The organism is Flavobacterium sangjuense (assembly GCF_004797125.1).
Taxonomy (GTDB): domain Bacteria; phylum Bacteroidota; class Bacteroidia; order Flavobacteriales; family Flavobacteriaceae; genus Flavobacterium; species Flavobacterium sangjuense.
Genome location: NZ_CP038810.1, coordinates 759,454 through 775,588, shown reverse-complemented (window position 1 = coordinate 775,588; position 16,135 = coordinate 759,454). Strand labels below are relative to the sequence as shown.

At 37.2% G+C, this 16,135-nt stretch carries 15 protein-coding genes; 7 read left to right on the top strand and 8 right to left on the bottom strand.

Annotated features, from left to right (window positions below; all coding sequences use genetic code 11):
- Positions 1-153 precede the first annotated feature (153 nt).
- Complete coding sequence (trhO, locus tag GS03_RS03435; protein ID WP_136151172.1) at positions 154-1,512, top strand: oxygen-dependent tRNA uridine(34) hydroxylase TrhO; 1,359 nt, start codon at positions 154-156, stop codon at positions 1,510-1,512.
- 35 nt (positions 1,513-1,547) lie between these two features.
- Here the strand turns inward: trhO and GS03_RS03430 are convergent, their stop codons facing one another.
- A complete protein-coding gene (locus GS03_RS03430) occupies positions 1,548-1,964 on the bottom strand; it encodes a lipocalin-like domain-containing protein (RefSeq protein WP_136151171.1) in 417 nt (138 codons plus the stop codon).
- A gap of 168 nt (positions 1,965-2,132) precedes the next feature.
- Between GS03_RS03430 and GS03_RS03425 the strand changes: the two genes are divergently transcribed.
- The 5 genes from GS03_RS03425 (at position 2,133) to GS03_RS03405 (ending at position 7,719) form a co-directional block, all read left to right on the top strand.
- On the top strand, positions 2,133-3,410 hold the full coding sequence (locus tag GS03_RS03425; RefSeq protein ID WP_136151170.1) for a PSP1 domain-containing protein: 1,278 nt from the start codon (positions 2,133-2,135) through the stop codon (positions 3,408-3,410).
- The gene (locus GS03_RS03420; protein ID WP_136151169.1) at positions 3,394-3,879 is read left to right on the top strand and encodes a gliding motility lipoprotein GldH; all 486 of its coding nucleotides are present in this window, start codon (positions 3,394-3,396) and stop codon (positions 3,877-3,879) included. Before GS03_RS03425 ends, GS03_RS03420 begins: the two co-directional genes overlap by 17 nt.
- A gap of 4 nt (positions 3,880-3,883) precedes the next feature.
- On the top strand, positions 3,884-6,196 hold the full coding sequence (locus GS03_RS03415; RefSeq protein WP_168710260.1) for a penicillin-binding protein 1A: 2,313 nt from the start codon (positions 3,884-3,886) through the stop codon (positions 6,194-6,196).
- Positions 6,197-6,360: 164 nt separating this feature from the next.
- Positions 6,361-7,059, top strand: a complete 699-nt coding sequence (locus tag GS03_RS03410) for a CoA transferase subunit A (RefSeq protein WP_136151167.1) — start codon at positions 6,361-6,363, stop codon at positions 7,057-7,059.
- A gap of 3 nt (positions 7,060-7,062) precedes the next feature.
- A complete protein-coding gene (locus tag GS03_RS03405; protein ID WP_136151166.1) occupies positions 7,063-7,719 on the top strand; it encodes a 3-oxoacid CoA-transferase subunit B in 657 nt (218 codons plus the stop codon).
- On the opposite strand, the gene GS03_RS03400 is transcribed toward GS03_RS03405, so the two are convergent.
- Genes GS03_RS03400 through GS03_RS03390 form a run of 3 tightly spaced genes read right to left on the bottom strand, consistent with a single transcriptional unit; the run spans position 7,709 to position 10,307 of the window.
- Complete coding sequence (locus tag GS03_RS03400) at positions 7,709-8,101, bottom strand: hypothetical protein (RefSeq protein WP_136151165.1); 393 nt, start codon at positions 8,099-8,101, stop codon at positions 7,709-7,711. The two genes, GS03_RS03405 and GS03_RS03400, sit on opposite strands and share 11 nt — an antisense overlap.
- Positions 8,098-8,859 (bottom strand): hypothetical protein, encoded by a 762-nt coding sequence (locus GS03_RS03395; RefSeq protein WP_136151164.1) that lies wholly within the window; start codon positions 8,857-8,859, stop codon positions 8,098-8,100. Before GS03_RS03395 ends, GS03_RS03400 begins: the two co-directional genes overlap by 4 nt.
- A gap of 8 nt (positions 8,860-8,867) precedes the next feature.
- A complete protein-coding gene (locus GS03_RS03390; protein WP_136151163.1) occupies positions 8,868-10,307 on the bottom strand; it encodes a nucleoside recognition domain-containing protein in 1,440 nt (479 codons plus the stop codon).
- Positions 10,308-10,503: 196 nt separating this feature from the next.
- On the opposite strand from GS03_RS03390, the gene GS03_RS03385 reads away from it, so the two are divergent.
- The gene (locus tag GS03_RS03385; protein ID WP_136151162.1) at positions 10,504-13,449 is read left to right on the top strand and encodes a S8 family serine peptidase; all 2,946 of its coding nucleotides are present in this window, start codon (positions 10,504-10,506) and stop codon (positions 13,447-13,449) included.
- 45 nt (positions 13,450-13,494) lie between these two features.
- On the opposite strand, the gene GS03_RS03380 is transcribed toward GS03_RS03385, so the two are convergent.
- The 4 genes from GS03_RS03380 to hemB form a co-directional block, all read right to left on the bottom strand.
- Positions 13,495-14,208: a 3'-5' exonuclease gene (locus GS03_RS03380; RefSeq protein WP_136151161.1), complete on the bottom strand. Its 714-nt coding sequence runs from the start codon at positions 14,206-14,208 to the stop codon at positions 13,495-13,497.
- A 67-nt stretch (positions 14,209-14,275) separates the two neighbouring features.
- Positions 14,276-14,746 carry a methylated-DNA--[protein]-cysteine S-methyltransferase gene (locus tag GS03_RS03375; protein WP_136151160.1) on the bottom strand — a complete coding sequence of 157 codons (471 nt, stop codon included), beginning with the start codon at positions 14,744-14,746 and terminating at the stop codon, positions 14,276-14,278.
- A 19-nt stretch (positions 14,747-14,765) separates the two neighbouring features.
- On the bottom strand, positions 14,766-15,134 hold the full coding sequence (locus GS03_RS03370) for a c-type cytochrome (RefSeq protein ID WP_136151159.1): 369 nt from the start codon (positions 15,132-15,134) through the stop codon (positions 14,766-14,768).
- On the bottom strand, positions 15,135-16,130 hold the full coding sequence (gene hemB, locus GS03_RS03365) for a porphobilinogen synthase (protein ID WP_136151158.1): 996 nt from the start codon (positions 16,128-16,130) through the stop codon (positions 15,135-15,137).
- Positions 16,131-16,135: the final 5 nt, after the last annotated feature.

Genomic DNA, 16,135 nt, shown 5'->3' with positions numbered 1-16,135 from the left:
AGAAATTAAGGGATAAGAAATAAGGGAAAAGGGATAAGTGAAAATCTTATGCCTTTTCCCTTATCTCTTTTTACTTTTCAAATTAATATTATCTTTGCACCCGAATCCTTCCATTTAGGACTCACAAATATTTCTCACTTAAACGTTTATAGCATGCAACTGTATAACACCTTAAGCGCAGAAGAAAGAGCCGAACTTATTGACCAAGCCGGCAAACAAAGACTTACTTTGTCTTTCTATGCGTATGCCAAAATTGAAGACCCAAAACAATTTCGCGACAACTTATTTATCGAATGGAACAAGCTCGATGCGCTTGGCCGAACCTATGTGGCCAAAGAAGGAATCAACGCTCAAATGTCGGTTCCGGCAGAAAATATTGAAGCTTTTCGCGAAACTTTAGAAGTGTATGACTTCATGAAAAACATCCGTTTGAATGTGGCTGTCGAACAAGACGACCATTCCTTTTTGAAACTGACCGTAAAAGTTCGTGACAAAATTGTAGCCGACGGATTAAACGATGAAACTTTTGATGTTACCAATATCGGCGTTCACTTAAAAGCAAAGGAATTCAACCAAATTTTAGATGATCCAAATACAATTGTAGTCGATTTTAGAAATCATTACGAAAGCGAAATTGGGCATTTCAAAGGCGCCATAACTCCGGATGTCGAGACTTTCAGAGAAAGTTTACCAATCATCAATGAGCAACTTCAAAATCACAAAGAAGATAAAAACCTGGTAATGTATTGCACCGGCGGAATCCGTTGCGAAAAAGCTTCAGCTTATTTCAAACACCAAGGTTTTAAAAATGTATTTCAGCTTGAGGGCGGCATTATCAATTATGCCAAACAAATCAAAGAGGAAGGTTTGGAAAGTAAATTTATTGGTAAAAATTTTGTTTTTGATCATCGTCTTGGCGAAAGAATTACCGATGATATCGTTTCGCAATGCCATCAATGTGGAAAACCTTGCGACAATCACACCAACTGTGAAAATGAAGGTTGTCATTTATTATTCATTCAATGTGATGAATGTAAAGCCGCCATGGAAAACTGTTGCTCAGCTGAATGTCAGGAAATCATTCATATGTCATTGGTTGATCAGGTAAAATTGCGTCGTGGCGTGAAAAACGGAAATATGATTTTCAGAAAAGGGAAATCGGATAAATTATTGTTCAAACATTCGGGTGAACTTTCAGACAAACCTTTGGCAACAATAGAAAAAGCTAAAGACATTCGTCAAAAAATCAAAATCAAAAAAACCTTGATTGGCAAAGCAGAACATTATTACGCCAAAGCGGAAGTCGGGCTTTTTAGTATCGAAAATCAGGAATTAGCTATTGGCGATAAAATTTTAATTTCGGGACCAACCACAGGAAATCAGGAAATTGTTGTTGAGAAAATGTTTGTCAACGGAAGTGAAAGTACTTTGGCAAAAGCCGGTGATAAAGTCACGATGAATTTACCTTTCAGAATTCGTTTGTCTGATAAATTATATAAAATTTTAGAATAAAAAAACGCCGATTAAAATCGGCGTTTTTTTATTTTTTAGCTTCTGGTATATACTTCTATTACAAATTCATCATTACCATCACCATCAAAATCATAGCTTCTTTTTACTTTTAAAGTAGTTGACGAAAGTTCAGTAATTTGTGCAGTATCTGATTGCCCATCAGAAGTAATGGTAACGCTATTACCTGATCTAGTATAAGTAAACAATGCCGGATCCTCTACACAACTAAAAACATCTACATTAGCACCTGTTCCGTCGGCATTGAGTTGAATATAATCTTTTCCGCATGCTTCATGACCACCATAAGGAATTGTTTCTCCTGCAACTTTGTACTCTTTGTAGTACCATTTACCTGTAAGTTCTCCGGAAGTAGTCGCGCCATCATCTGAAGAAGAGCAGGAAAATACAAGTCCTGAGAGAACGGTCATTGCTATTAATTTAATTTTTTTCATTTAAAAAGATTTTTAAGTTTCATGCCAAAATAAACCTTTTTTCCCTGTCAAAACAAATGAAATCAAATTCTGAGAAAAGAATTTTTAAAACTTCAAAAAATACTATCTTTACACTTTTAACGTTTTAATGAATTATAAGTTGCTTTTTGCAACACTACATATATAATTATGGCTTGTCAAAGTTGTTCAACATCTGATGGTGGTGCACCTAAAGGATGCAAAAATAATGGGACTTGCGGCACCGATAGCTGCAACAAATTAACAGTTTTTGATTGGTTGGCCAATATGAGTCTGCCAAATGGAGAGACTGCTTTTGATTGTGTTGAAGTTCGCTTCAAAAATGGAAGAAAAGAATTTTTCCGCAATACCGAAAAACTTACGCTTGGCATTGGCGATATTGTCGCTACTGAAGCTTCTCCCGGACACGATGTTGGAATAGTAACGCTAACCGGAGAATTGGTAAAGATTCAAATGAAGAAAAAAGGTGTGAATCACACCAGCCCTGATATTCCGAAAGTATACCGAAAAGCTTCCCAAAAAGACATTGATATATGGAGCGACGCACGTGATAAGGAAGCTGCAATGCAGGTAAAAGCACGTGAATTAGCCATTGTTCACAAACTGGAAATGAAAATTTCGGATGTAGAATACCAAGGTGATGGTTCCAAAGTAATTTTTTATTACACTGCAAACGACAGAGTTGACTTCAGACTTTTAATCAAAGACTATTCTCGGGTATTCAACACCAGAATTGAGATGAAACAAGTTGGCTTGCGCCAGGAAGCAGCTCGTCTTGGCGGCATTGGTTCCTGCGGTAGAGAATTGTGTTGTTCTACTTGGCTAACCGATTTCCGTAGCGTAAATACTTCGGCAGCACGTTACCAACAATTGTCTTTAAATCCACAAAAATTAGCCGGACAATGCGGTAAATTAAAATGCTGTCTGAACTACGAATTGGATACGTATTTAGATGCTTTAAAAGGCTTTCCTGATTTTGAAACCAAACTAAAAACAGAAAAAGGCGATGCCATTTGCCAAAAACAAGATATTTTCAAAGGCTTGATGTGGTTTGCTTATACTGAAAACTTTGCGAATTGGCATGTGTTGAATATTGAGCAAGTCAAAGAGATAATCGCCGAAAACAAGCAAGGTAAAAAAGTAAGTTCTCTTGAAGATTTTGCTATTGAAACAGTTTCTGAACCTGAAAAAGATTTTAATAATGCTATGGGACAAGAAAGTCTAACCCGATTTGACCAACCCAAAAAGAGCAAAAACAAAAACAGAAATAAGAATAAAAACAAGGTTTCACCAGATGTAAAGCCGAACAGGACGCAGTCAAATCCGAACCAAAATCAGAAAAAGGAGCACGGTCAAGGACAAAAGCAACATCAAAAGCCAGCAGACAAAAAACCTATAATCATAAAAAAGAATGAAAATAAAGAATAGCATCCTTTTTATTTTACTACTGCTTTTGGTTATTTCCTGCGATAAAAAAAGAGTTTTTGACGAATATAAATCGGTTGGAAAAGCTTGGCATAAAGACAGCATCGTGACTTTTGAATTGCCGAAACTGGACCCGAAAAAGTTCTTTAATTTGTATGTAAATATTAGAGATAACGACGATTATCCATTCAATAATTTGTTTCTGATTGTTTCTTTGGAACAACCTAACAGAAAGGTAAAAGTCGACACACTGGAATACCAAATGACAAATCCGGACGGAACACTTCTTGGAGATGGCTTTTCGGACGTTAAGGAAAGTAAGCTTTTTTATAAAGACAAAGTAAACTTTACTCAAAAAGGAATTTATAAAATTCACATACAACAGGCAACAAGACAAACCGGAAGAATTGAAGGTGTAACAGCACTTCCGGGAATTTCTGATGTTGGTTTCAGAATAGAATCTACAGAATAAAATTATGGCACAAAAAAATAATACTACGGTCAAAGACATTAAGTACTATCAAAAGAAATTTTGGAAGTTGTTTTTTTATGGTCTTGGAGTAATGGCTTTGTTTTTCACTTTGGCATCCTGGGGATTTTTTGGAAGCATGCCTTCTTTTGAAGATTTAGAAAACCCGGAGTCAAATTTGGCAACCGAAGTTATTTCTTCTGATGGTGTAACGATTGGAAAATTTTACAACGAAAACAGAACGCCAATAAAATACGAAGATTTACCACCACATTTAGTAAAAGCATTAGTCGCTACCGAAGATGAGCGTTTTTATGACCACTCGGGAATTGACGCCAAAAGAACTTTGGGTGCCGTTTTAAAATTAGGTTCCGATGGTGGCGCAAGTACGCTTACCCAGCAATTAGCCAAATTGTTATTCCATGGTGAAGGCTCAACATTCAAACTTTTCCGTGTTATCCAAAAAGTGAAAGAATGGATTATTGCGGTTAAATTGGAACGTCAATATACCAAAAACGAAATCATCGCAATGTATCTTAACAAAGCCGATTTTGTGAATACAGCAGTCGGAATTCGTTCAGCTGCCAAAGTTTATTTCGGAAAAGAACCACGCGATTTGACCGTAGACGAAGCAGCAATGTTTGTCGGTATGCTTAAAAATCCGTCTTTATACAATCCGTTACGCAGATTGGAAAAAGTGCGTTTGCGAAGAAATACCGTTTTGGGTCAAATGCTTAGAAACGGTATTTTGGATAAAGCAACCAAAGATAAATTGGCTGCCCAACCTATCGTTTTACACTTTCATCCGGAAAGTCACAAAGAAGGAACGGCTACTTATTTTAGAGAATTCCTTCGTGAATACATGAAAAATTGGGCGAAAGAAAATAAAAAACCTGACGGAAGCGATTGGGATATTTATAGTGATGGCTTAAAAATCTATACAACTATAGATTCAAAAATTCAGGAACATGCCGAAGAAGCTGTTCAGGCTCACATGAAAAATTTGCAAAAGCAATTCTTTGATGAGCAAAAAGACAACAGGAATGCACCTTTCTTAAAAATCACTCCGGAAGAAACCAAAAAAATCATGGATAATGCCATGAAAACATCAGAGCGTTGGCGAGTTATGAAAGATTTGGACAAATCTGAAGAGGAAATTATAGCGTCGTTTGAGGTCAAAACAAAAATGAAAGTCTTTTCATGGAAAGGCGAAATTGACACCTTGATGACACCTACGGACTCCATCAGATATTACAAACATTTTCTTCAGGCTGGTTTAATGTCAATGGAACCTAAAACTGGTCATATCAAGGCTTGGGTTGGCGGAATCGATTACAAATATTTTCAATATGACCACGTTGGTCAAGGCGCAAGACAAGTAGGCTCGACTTTCAAACCATTTGTTTATGCAACCGCCATCGAACAATTAGGAATGTCACCATGCGATTCGATTATTGATTCTCCGTTTACAATTCCGGTTGGAAGACATCATGTTACCGAATCCTGGACACCAAAAAACTCGGATAACAAATACCGCGGAATGGTTACTTTGAAAAAAGCTTTGGCTAATTCTATCAATACGGTTTCAGCAAAACTGATGGATAAAGTTGGACCGGAAGCTGTAGTTTCCTTAACCAAAAAATTAGGCGTAAAAGCAGATATTCCTACTCAGCCATCCATTGCACTTGGTGCAGTTGAAATTACGGTGGAAGATATGGTTGCGGCTTACAGCACTTTTGCCAATCAGGGCGTTTATATCAAACCGCAGTTCATCAGTAGAATCGAAGATAAAAATGGTGTCGTGCTTTACGAACCGGTTCCCGAAACGCATGATGTTTTGAACAAAGACATCGCTTATGCCGTTATCAAACTTTTAGAAGGTGTAACCGAAGAAGGTTCAGGAGTTCGTCTTAGAACACAAGGTGGCGGAAGCGGCGACAATCGCTGGACAGGCTATCCATATATGTTTACAAATCCAATTGCCGGAAAAACAGGAACATCCCAAAATCAATCTGATGGTTGGTTTATCGGAATGGTGCCCAATTTAGTTACCGGAGTTTGGGTTGGCTGCGAAGACCGATCGGCTCGTTTCAAAGGAATTACTTATGGTCAGGGCGCAACGGCAGCCTTACCAATTTGGGGTTATATGATGAAGAAATGTTATGAAGATAAAGATTTGCTCGTATCAAAAGATCCGTTTGAAAGACCTGATAATCTTTCGATAAAAGTAGACTGCTGGACACCGAGAAAAGTTGAAGTCGACTCGACTGCAGTTCCAACGGAAGAAGAAGAACAAAACCCGGAAGAATTTGGACTGTAATTTTTAGAAGCTATTTCCTGCTATCCGTTTCAATCTGTCATTGCGAGGAACGAAGACACACGAGCGAAGCGAACTGAGCGTAAGCTAATCCCATCACGATCGGCGAACGCAATGTCAGGATTTTCACTTCTATCAGGGCTAGAAAAAATAGAATATAACTAAACATGATTAACAAAAAAGTAAATTCCGTTACAGAAGCACTTCAAGGCATCGAAAACAACATGACTATCATGCTTGGTGGCTTTGGTCTTTGCGGTATTCCCGAAAACAGTATTGCTGAATTAGTAAAAAAAGAAACTACAGGTTTGACCTGCATTTCAAACAATGCCGGTGTCGATGATTTTGGACTTGGATTGCTTTTGCAAAAAAGACAAATCAAAAAAATGATTTCTTCCTATGTTGGAGAAAACGCCGAGTTTGAGCGCCAGATGCTTTCAGGAGAATTAGATGTTGAGCTAACGCCACAAGGAACTTTAGCCGAAAAATGTCGTGCTGCTCAAGCCGGAATTCCGGCATTCTTCACGCCTGCAGGTTACGGAACAGAGGTAGCTGAAGGAAAAGAAACACGCGAATTCAACGGGAAAATGCATGTAATGGAATTGGCCTATAAAGCTGATTTCTCAATCGTAAAAGCATGGAAAGGTGACGAAGCAGGAAACCTGATTTTTAAAGGAACAGCCCGAAACTTTAACGCTTGTATGGCTGGCGCCGGAAAAATTACGATAGCCGAAGTAGAAGAATTATTACCTGTTGGTTCATTAGATCCAAATCAAATACACATTCCCGGAATCTTGGTACAACGCATATTCAAAGGCGAGAAGTTTGAGAAAAGAATTGAGCAACGCACCGTTAGAAAAAAATAAACCATGTTAGGAAAAGAAGAAATAGCAAAAAGAATAGCCAAAGAAGTAAAAGACCGCTATTATGTAAACTTAGGAATCGGAATTCCAACCTTGGTCGCTAACTATGTCCGCAATGATATTTCAGTGGAATTTCAAAGTGAAAATGGCGTACTCGGAATGGGACCATTTCCGTTTGAAGGTGAAGAAGATGCCGATATCATCAATGCCGGAAAACAAACAATAACAACTTTGCCCGGAGCAAGCTTCTTTGATTCGGCGTTTAGCTTCGGAATGATTCGCAGTCAAAAAGTAGACTTAACCATTCTTGGCGCGATGGAAGTTGCCGAAAACGGTGATATTGCCAACTGGAAAATCCCGGGGAAAATGGTCAAAGGAATGGGTGGCGCAATGGATTTAGTAGCTTCTGCCGAAAACATAATCGTTGCCATGATGCATGTGAATAAAGCCGGCGAAAGTAAAATTTTAAAGAAATGTACGCTGCCATTAACTGGCGTTGGCTGTGTTAAAAAAGTGGTTACTGAACTTGCCGTTTTAGAAATAACGCCAAAAGGTTTCAAACTTTTAGAACGCGCACCTGGCGTTTCTGTAGAACACATTATCGCTTCAACTGAAGCCGATTTAATCATTGAAGGAGAAATCCCCGAGATGGTTATCGATTAAGATAATCCAATAAAACTTCTGAAGCATTTCCAAAAGTATTCACTTTTTCAGTGATGCTGACCGCTCGTTTTTTATTCAGTTTATAGGTCAAATCAAATTCGGTAGTGAACAATATTGCCGACATAAACGGGTTGTTGATATAGGTAACCAGCTTGTCACGAGCTGCATCAATCGTGTGAATTTCGACTACTTCTTCCTGTTGGAATTTATATTTAAGTTCCATTTTTAAAATGTCGTCTTCTACAATTGGGCGAACATAAATATTCATCAAATCAGTGTTTCCAATAGTTTTTGCTAAGGTTAATTTCGCAAAAGTTCCATCAGCTAAACTCGCTTTGACATTGCTATAAAAATCGGAAAAGGTTTCGGTAAAGACTGTCATTCTTGTTTGTATAATTCATTAAAGGTTTTGTATTCCGTCCTAAAGATTTTGCTTTTGGGTGTTTCTAGTTTTTCTGACCATTTTTTACCATTGTATTTATAAACGATAGAATCTGAAAAGGTTCTAATCAAGGCTTCATTTTCATCATTATAAGGTTTTGATTCGTCGCTGTTGATTGTAACTTTTTTGGAAGAAAGAGAAACTATTTTGTTTTCCACAAAATTAGGCTCAAACTCAGTCCAATCTCCATAAGGGCCATCAACTCCGGAAATATTTCTACTGATTAATTGCAAATTGTTATTTTCTATGAAAAATAAAAAGTTAGTTTGAGCATATCCGCAAGCCGGAACTCCATATGAGATTTCAAAGAATCGGTTGTCAAAGACTTTCCTTTTTCCATCAGGGAAAAGATCTTCATACAAAGACCAATCTCCTTCTTCTGATGTGTCAGCTGTCACTGGAAAGGAGAATAATTTTTTGCCTTTAAGGTAAAAATCCAAGCGGCAGAATGTAATTTCAACATTTTCTTTATTAAACCCTTTTTTCAAGGTTGAAGCTAAAACGGTGTCAAATACACTTGACTTACTTAATTTTTGAAAAATTAGAGTGTCTGTTTTTAGTGGCTTTTGGTTATTAACCAAAGTATCTGTATTGACAATTTTATCTTGACCATTAAACGAATCAGGAAGTCCACCGATTCTTTCTTCCTTACAAGAAAACAAAAGTATTGGAAGTGCTATGAGCAGCAGTTTTTTCATTTTCAATTTTAAAAAAACCAGCTCGCTACGAAAATTGCTGTAATCACACAAATCAAATCTACCAAAAGCATCGTTCCAAGCGTGTAGCGTGTATTCTTCACATTGATACTTCCAAAGTAAACTGCAATCACATAAAAAGTGCTTTCGGCACTACATTGAAAAATACTGCTTAATCTTCCCGTTAAGGAATCGGCTCCAAATGTATTCATCGAATCAATCAAAAAGCCTCTTGATCCTGCGGAACTAAAAGGACGAAGTATGGCAACGGGTAACGCATCCGTAATTCCCTTACTTACTCCCATACTAGAAAAACCAAACGCTATCCAATTACTAATAATTTCAAATAAACCGCTATTTCTAAATAAAGATATGGCAACTAACATTCCCAATACATAAGGAAAAATAGTAACTCCCGTTTTAATGCCATTATTTGCTCCGGAAACAAAAGCCTCAAAAACAGTAGTTTTAGCTTCAACAAATTTCTTCTCTTTAACAAAGGAAAATATCAACGTAAAAGCAATAATCACCACTAATATCAAAGCCGAAAGATTAGAGGTAAAATAATTTTTTCCGATTAAATCCAATTGGTTAACGTACATTAACAAACCAACTATACCAGCAATTAATCCCATCAAGACCACAATTAAAGAAGCGCTTTTGAAATTAATTTTTTGCTTGATTCCAACAATAAGAAACGCAGCAATCGTACCGATAAAAGAGGTAATAATACACGGCAGCATTACATCCGCAGGGTTAGTTGCATTGGCCGCAGCCCTGTAGCCAATAATTGAAGTTGCTATTAAGGTAAGTCCCGAAGCATGCAAACACATAAACATAATTTGTGCATCACTTGCTTTGTCTTTTTCTGGATTTATTTCTTGTAAACTTTCCATGGCTTTTAATCCAAATGGTGTAGCAGCGGAATCTAATCCAAGGAAATTTGCTGCGAAATTTAAGGTCATGTAGGATATAGACGGATGGTTTCTTGGAACCGTTGGAAAAACTTTTACAAAAACCGGACTCAATGCTTTAGCTAATTTTTCTGAGGCTCCGGAAATGATTAAGAGTTGCATCAATCCACAGAAAAAAGCCAAATACGCAATAAGAGGAAGAATTATATCAAGTAAAGTGTTTTTACACGTTGGCAATAATCCATCCGATTTTTGAATGCCTGAATAAATTTTAACAGTCTTTGCTTTATAAACATAAGTAGTATCTGCATTCAGTGTATCTCTGTTGATAATCATGGTTTGTTCAGGCGCTTTTTTGATGCTGTCCATGATAAATTTTGGCAGCTGTTCCAAATACTTTTCGGAAATTAAAATCGGATCATCTTTTTTCCCATTGAGAACATTATCAATAGTATAGCTGCTTCCGATGCACAAACTGAATATTACAAAAGCTATGGACGAAACAAAAATAGCCAGCCAAAATCTACTTAAAACCATAAGTTGTTTTTTTGTAAATATAGCATTTATCGATTTTGAATTAAAAAATTAAAGTCGTTTTTTATTTACAGCATTTATGAAGTAGTAAACAAAAGGTGAATTTTGATGAATATTTGTTAATAAAATGCGGATTTTAAGCTAGTGTTTATATATTTGCTGACTTTCGTTAAAACACAACAACCGTTTCAATAAAATTATGAAAAAGAATTACTTCTTATTGCTAACAATTATTTTTATTTCGTGTACAGTTTTTGGGCAATCACAGGCTGATGTCAAAAAAATTATTGCAAACTATGATTTGGCAAAACTGAAAAAAACCGAAGACTTTTATAGAAAAAAAGAACAGGCTGATAAAAGAAAAGCAATTGCCGTTGCTTTAACTAAAAATTGGCCGGTTATTATCAAAGATGCAGATGGTAATTTTTCTGAATTAATGAGACTTACTGCAGATGGTTTCCCTCTTTATTATTCTACACAAAATGTAAATGCAGCAAGAACTACCAGAGCAAATCACTTAAATACAGGCGGTTCTTTAGGCTTAACTTTAAACGGCCAGGGAATGGTTGCCAGAGTATGGGACGGTGGAAATGTTAGAGCTAGCCATACTGCTTTTGGCGGAAGGGTTGCCGTAATTGACAATCCGTCAAGCACGACAACTGCCGCGCATGGAACGCACGTTTGCGGAACTATGGTTGCCGCTGCTAGTCCAGCTGCTGTAAAAGGTATGGCGTATCAAGCGAATGCCAGAACATTCGACTGGAATTCGGACGATTCAGAAGCTATATCAGAAGCGCAACTTGGAATGCTTATCTCCAATCACTCTTATGGTGTTCCTATTACAAGTGATGGAACAACTCTGCCTTCGTGGTTCATAGGCGCATATACATCTGAAGCTTATGTTTGGGATGAACTTGCTTATAATGCTCCTTATTTCCTGCCTGTAATGTCGGCCGGAAATGATGGTCAAAATGAAAATAATCCAGATCCAATTTTATTTGAATATGATAAACTAACTTCTAATAAAACAGCAAAAAACAATTTAGTTGTAGCCAGTTGCGGAGATGTTTCTCCACAAAGCAATGGAACAGTTGATCCATCGACCGTAATCATCAGTTCATTTAGCAGCCAAGGTCCAACAGATGATTTAAGAGTAAAACCGGATATTACAGGAAATGGGGCAAATGTGACCTCAACATCAAACGGAAGTAATACTGCTACAGCACCTATGTCGGGTACATCAATGGCTTCGCCAAATGTTGCCGGAACTTTAGTTTTAGTACAACAGCATTATAAAAATGTAAACAATAGCTTTATGCTTGCTGCCACACTAAAAGGTTTAGCTTGTCATACGGCTGATGATGCAGGAAATGTAGGCCCTGACGCTAATTTTGGATGGGGATTATTAAATGCTAAAAAGGCAGCAGAAACTATTACTTCTAACGGATTAACTTCCTGGATTTCGGAAGAGAATTTAACCACGGGTCAGGTTTTTACAATGAATGTAAATTCAAATGGAACTACTCCTTTAATAGCTTCCATTACCTGGACAGATTTGCCTGGTCAGGTAAATAATGGCTCTTTACCTGCAAATGATCCAACTCCAGCCTTAGTAAATGATTTAGATATTAGAATTACAAGAAACACCACAACTTATTACCCTTGGAAATTAAATTCTGATCCAAGCTTACCGGCAATAAGAACAGGTGATAATGCGGTTGATAATGTTGAGCAGGTAAAAATTGACGCTCCAACCGCGGGAGAATATACCATTACTGTTACTTCTAAAGGAGCCTTAGTGACCGGAAGTCAAAAATATTCACTGGTTATTACCGGTATAAGCTCCGCTTTTGCAATCAATTCAACTTCAGATAACTTAACGGTTTGTGCTAGTCAAAATGCCGTATATACTTTTAATTATTCTCAATCAGGTTCGGGTACAACAACATTTTCAGCAGTTGATTTGCCAAGTGGGGCTTCCGCTTCCTTTTCTCCGGCAACTTTAACCGCTAATGGAACAGTCACTATGACAATTTCTGGTCTAACAAATATTACTCCTGATGAGTATTTTGTTGGTATCAGAGGAACAAACGCTACTGAAACTGAAACCAGATATAAGTCGTTACGTGTTTTCAATGAAACTTTCCAACCAATAACTTTGCAAAGTCCAACAAATACTCAAAACGGATTGTCAACTACTACTAATTTAACGTGGAATAGTCAAACCAATGCCCAAATTTATAGAGTACAAGTTTCAACATCACCAAACTTTACAACTTTATTAACTGACGATTTTGTAACTGATAATGAATACCATCTTTCCGGACTAAGTCAGGCATCAAGATATTATTGGAGAGTAATTCCTTCTAATGATTGTGGCTCAGGTGTATCAGCTAATGCGACTGTTTATTCATTTGACACCGGAATATTATCTTGCGACCAAACTTTCACTGCAACTGATTTTTCAAATAATTTTATTGATTCCAGACCAAACTCAGAAGCCACTGTTCCATTAACAATTACTGGTGGATATACCATTGGAGATATTAATGTAAATATGGTCATTACACATACATGGATTGGCGATATAACGGTAACCCTTGAAGGTCCGGCTTCCATTGGAAGTCCAGTTTTTACTTTATTGGACATTCCTTGTGGTGATAATCAAGACATCAATTGTACGATGGATGATGATGGTGAGGTTCCTGCTTGTAGCGGAATTCCGGCTGTGTCGGGAAATATTAAGCCTGTTAGTCCTTTAAATGCTTTGAACACTTTGCCGGCTGATGGTGTATGGGTTTTAAGAGTTTTAGATCACAATAATGAAGATGGCGGAACTATTGATAGCTTCAGTATTAACTTATGCCGCGTTCAAGTTGCGTTAGGTGTCGCTACGAATCCTATTTTAAATAGTAGTGTTTATCCAAACCCAACTAAAGGTCTTGTTAATGTTTCGATTCCTGAATTGACAGATAAAGCAACTATAAATTTATACGACTTACAAGGAAGACAAATTCTTTCAAAAGAAACCAATCAAGTGAATACTTCATTTGGAATTGAAAATCTTCAGGACGGAATTTATTTGGTTAATATCCAAAATGATTTAGGCTCAATCACTAAAAAGATAGTCTTGAGAAGAAACTAAAACTAATAAAAAGTCCTCTCGTTCCAAAAAACGAGAGGACTTTTTTTATACATGAATAATTTCGTCTTCTATCAATAACTCTTCTCTTCGCAGTCGAAGAAAGATTTGTGCCACAGCAATTACATCTTTCTCGCAATAGATTACAATTCGGTCAATGTCTTTTTCGACATAATAAACGTGTGCAACCTGACTCCCGTCGATATCGCCTTTTGGAGATGGAATTCCGAGAATTTTAGTCAATAGTTTTAAGGATGTGAAATGTTTATAGTCGCCAAATTTCCACAACTCCAATGTGTCCAAATGTGGAATTTCCCATGGCTTTTTACCAAATAAATTCAGTTTGTTCGGAATAGCAATTTGGTTAATTATCATTCGTCGGGCAATAAACGGAATGTCAAATTCTTTGGCGTTATGGCCACACAAAACATGCTGCGCCTGGTTAAAGTGATTCTCTAGTAAATTAGAAAAATCCTTTAAAATCTTTTTCTCTTCACCAAAAAAAGAGGTAACCCTAAAATTTCGAATGTCTCCTTTATTGACAAAATACCCAACCGAAATACAGACAATTTTTCCAAACTCAGCCCAAATTCCGGCGCGGTCGTAAAAATCTTCCGGAGTAAATTCATCGCATCTTTGGTACTGCGTTTTTTGTTCCCAAAGCTGTTTCATATCGTCATCCAAAGAAAGAAAGTTTTCTTCTTCGGGAACAGTTTCAATATCGAGAAAAAGGATATTATTGAGGTTTATCTTTTCTATCATCACAAATAAATTTAGGAATTTACCGACTTAAAATTAAGTAATGTAATTCAAATATGAAAGAAAAAGTTTAAAAAAGTGATTGCTGCTTTGACGGACTTTCGTGTTCTAACAACCATTTTTTGCGCCACAAACCGCCGGCATAACCGGTTAACGAACCGTCAGTTCCAATTACGCGGTGACATGGAACGACAATCCAAAGTGGATTTCTACCATTGGCGGAAGCCACAGCGCGAATCGCTTTTACATCGCCCAGCTTTTTAGACAAATCGAGATAAGACATGGTTTTTCCAAAAGGAATATTCAATAATTCCTGCCAGACTTTTTGCTGAAAATCGGTTCCTTGTGGATTTAGTTTGAAATCAAAATGGTTTCGCTGGCCATTAAAATATTCGTGAAGTTGGGAAACGCATTCCTTAAGATTCTTTGGAATTTTAGTAGTAATCGCACCTTCACTTAAAACAGAAATTTCAGAAATGCCATTTTCGTCTCCAACGATTTTGGTGATTCCAAGTGGCGATTCTATGAAGGCTGTTTCCATTTGATAAAGTTATCAAATATTATTTTGAAAAGCTATAAATATAATCTTCGAGTGCTTTCAATTGCTCGTCGCTCATACTTTTGGTGATGGCGAAATTGGTTTTCATAATGTCGTACTGACTTGGGTCAATGATTGGTTCGCTTTCTTCTTTTAAGAATAGAACAATGCTTGCATTTTTCTCTTTGTAGATTTTTGCAATGTCCTGCAAACTTGGTCCGATTATTTTTTGATCGGGTTTATGACAGGCGATACAATTTCCTTCTCCTTCAAAAAGTTCTTTGCCTGAAATTTTAATTGCTGTTTCGTCAATTGATGTATCTGTCTTTTCATCTTTATTTTGACAGCCAATAAATGTGAACAATGCAATAAGAAATACTAACTTCTTCATCTATTTCTTTAATAAAATAGCTGCCTCTTTAGCAAAATAAGTCGAAATCAAACTTGCTCCTGCTCTTTTGATGCACATTAATTGCTCCATCATGATTTTGTCATGGTCAAGCCAACCTCTTTCGGAAGCTGCCTTAATCATAGCATATTCTCCCGAAACGTGGAAAACCGTTACCGGAACATTGACTGCATTTTTGACTTCGCGAACAATATCTAAATACGCAATTCCTGGTTTTACCATTACCATATCAGCGCCTTCTTCAACATCCATCAAAGCTTCTTTTACTGCTTCAATTCTGTTAGCATAATCCATTTGATAAGTTTTTTTATCTTTTGGCACTTCGACATCGGCTTCTCTTGGCGCACTATCCAAAGCATCTCGAAACGGACCGTAAAACGCAGAAGCATATTTGGCCGAATAACTCATAATGCCAACATTTGGAAATCCGGCTGCATCTAATCCTTGGCGTAATCGTAAAACTCTTCCGTCCATCATATCGCTTGGCGCTACAAAATCGGCTCCGGCCTGGGCATGAGAAACTGCCATTTTTACCAAAGCTTCGTTCGTTGCATCGTTTGCAATATCTCCGTTTTCAATGATGCCATCGTGACCGTAAATAGAATATGGATCTAAAGCTACATCAGGCATTACAATCATTTCCGGACAAGCTGTTTTGATAGCTTTAATAGCTTGCTGCATCAATCCGTTTGGATTCCATGCTTCTTTTCCCGTGTTGTCTTTCAGGCTTTCGTCAACTTTCACATAGATGTTTACAGCGCGAATTCCGAGAGCATATATTTCCTTTACTTCTTTAACTGTCAAATCAATCGAACGACGGAAAATACCTGGCATCGATGGAATTTCAGACTGATAATTTTCACCTTCTGTGATGAACATTGGGAACATAAAATCAGCCGGACTTAAACTGGTTTCACGCACTAAGGAACGAATGCTTTCGTTAACGCGTAATCTTCTGCCTCTTTGTAGTGGGAACATATTAT

Coding starts and splice junctions, on each gene's coding strand:
- GS03_RS03390 (WP_136151163.1), bottom strand. CDS start 10,307: ATGGTTTTAAGTAGATTTTGGCTGGCTATTTTTGTTTCGTCCATAGCT.
- GS03_RS03385 (WP_136151162.1), top strand. CDS start 10,504: ATGAAAAAGAATTACTTCTTATTGCTAACAATTATTTTTATTTCGTGT.
- GS03_RS03380 (WP_136151161.1), bottom strand. CDS start 14,208: ATGATAGAAAAGATAAACCTCAATAATATCCTTTTTCTCGATATTGAA.
- GS03_RS03395 (WP_136151164.1), bottom strand. CDS start 8,859: ATGAAAAAACTGCTGCTCATAGCACTTCCAATACTTTTGTTTTCTTGT.
- GS03_RS03400 (WP_136151165.1), bottom strand. CDS start 8,101: ATGACAGTCTTTACCGAAACCTTTTCCGATTTTTATAGCAATGTCAAA.
- GS03_RS03405 (WP_136151166.1), top strand. CDS start 7,063: ATGTTAGGAAAAGAAGAAATAGCAAAAAGAATAGCCAAAGAAGTAAAA.
- GS03_RS03415 (WP_168710260.1), top strand. CDS start 3,884: ATGGCACAAAAAAATAATACTACGGTCAAAGACATTAAGTACTATCAA.
- trhO (WP_136151172.1), top strand. CDS start 154: ATGCAACTGTATAACACCTTAAGCGCAGAAGAAAGAGCCGAACTTATT.
- hemB (WP_136151158.1), bottom strand. CDS start 16,130: ATGTTCCCACTACAAAGAGGCAGAAGATTACGCGTTAACGAAAGCATT.
- GS03_RS03430 (WP_136151171.1), bottom strand. CDS start 1,964: ATGAAAAAAATTAAATTAATAGCAATGACCGTTCTCTCAGGACTTGTA.
- GS03_RS03425 (WP_136151170.1), top strand. CDS start 2,133: ATGGCTTGTCAAAGTTGTTCAACATCTGATGGTGGTGCACCTAAAGGA.
- GS03_RS03370 (WP_136151159.1), bottom strand. CDS start 15,134: ATGAAGAAGTTAGTATTTCTTATTGCATTGTTCACATTTATTGGCTGT.
- GS03_RS03420 (WP_136151169.1), top strand. CDS start 3,394: ATGAAAATAAAGAATAGCATCCTTTTTATTTTACTACTGCTTTTGGTT.
- GS03_RS03375 (WP_136151160.1), bottom strand. CDS start 14,746: ATGGAAACAGCCTTCATAGAATCGCCACTTGGAATCACCAAAATCGTT.
- GS03_RS03410 (WP_136151167.1), top strand. CDS start 6,361: ATGATTAACAAAAAAGTAAATTCCGTTACAGAAGCACTTCAAGGCATC.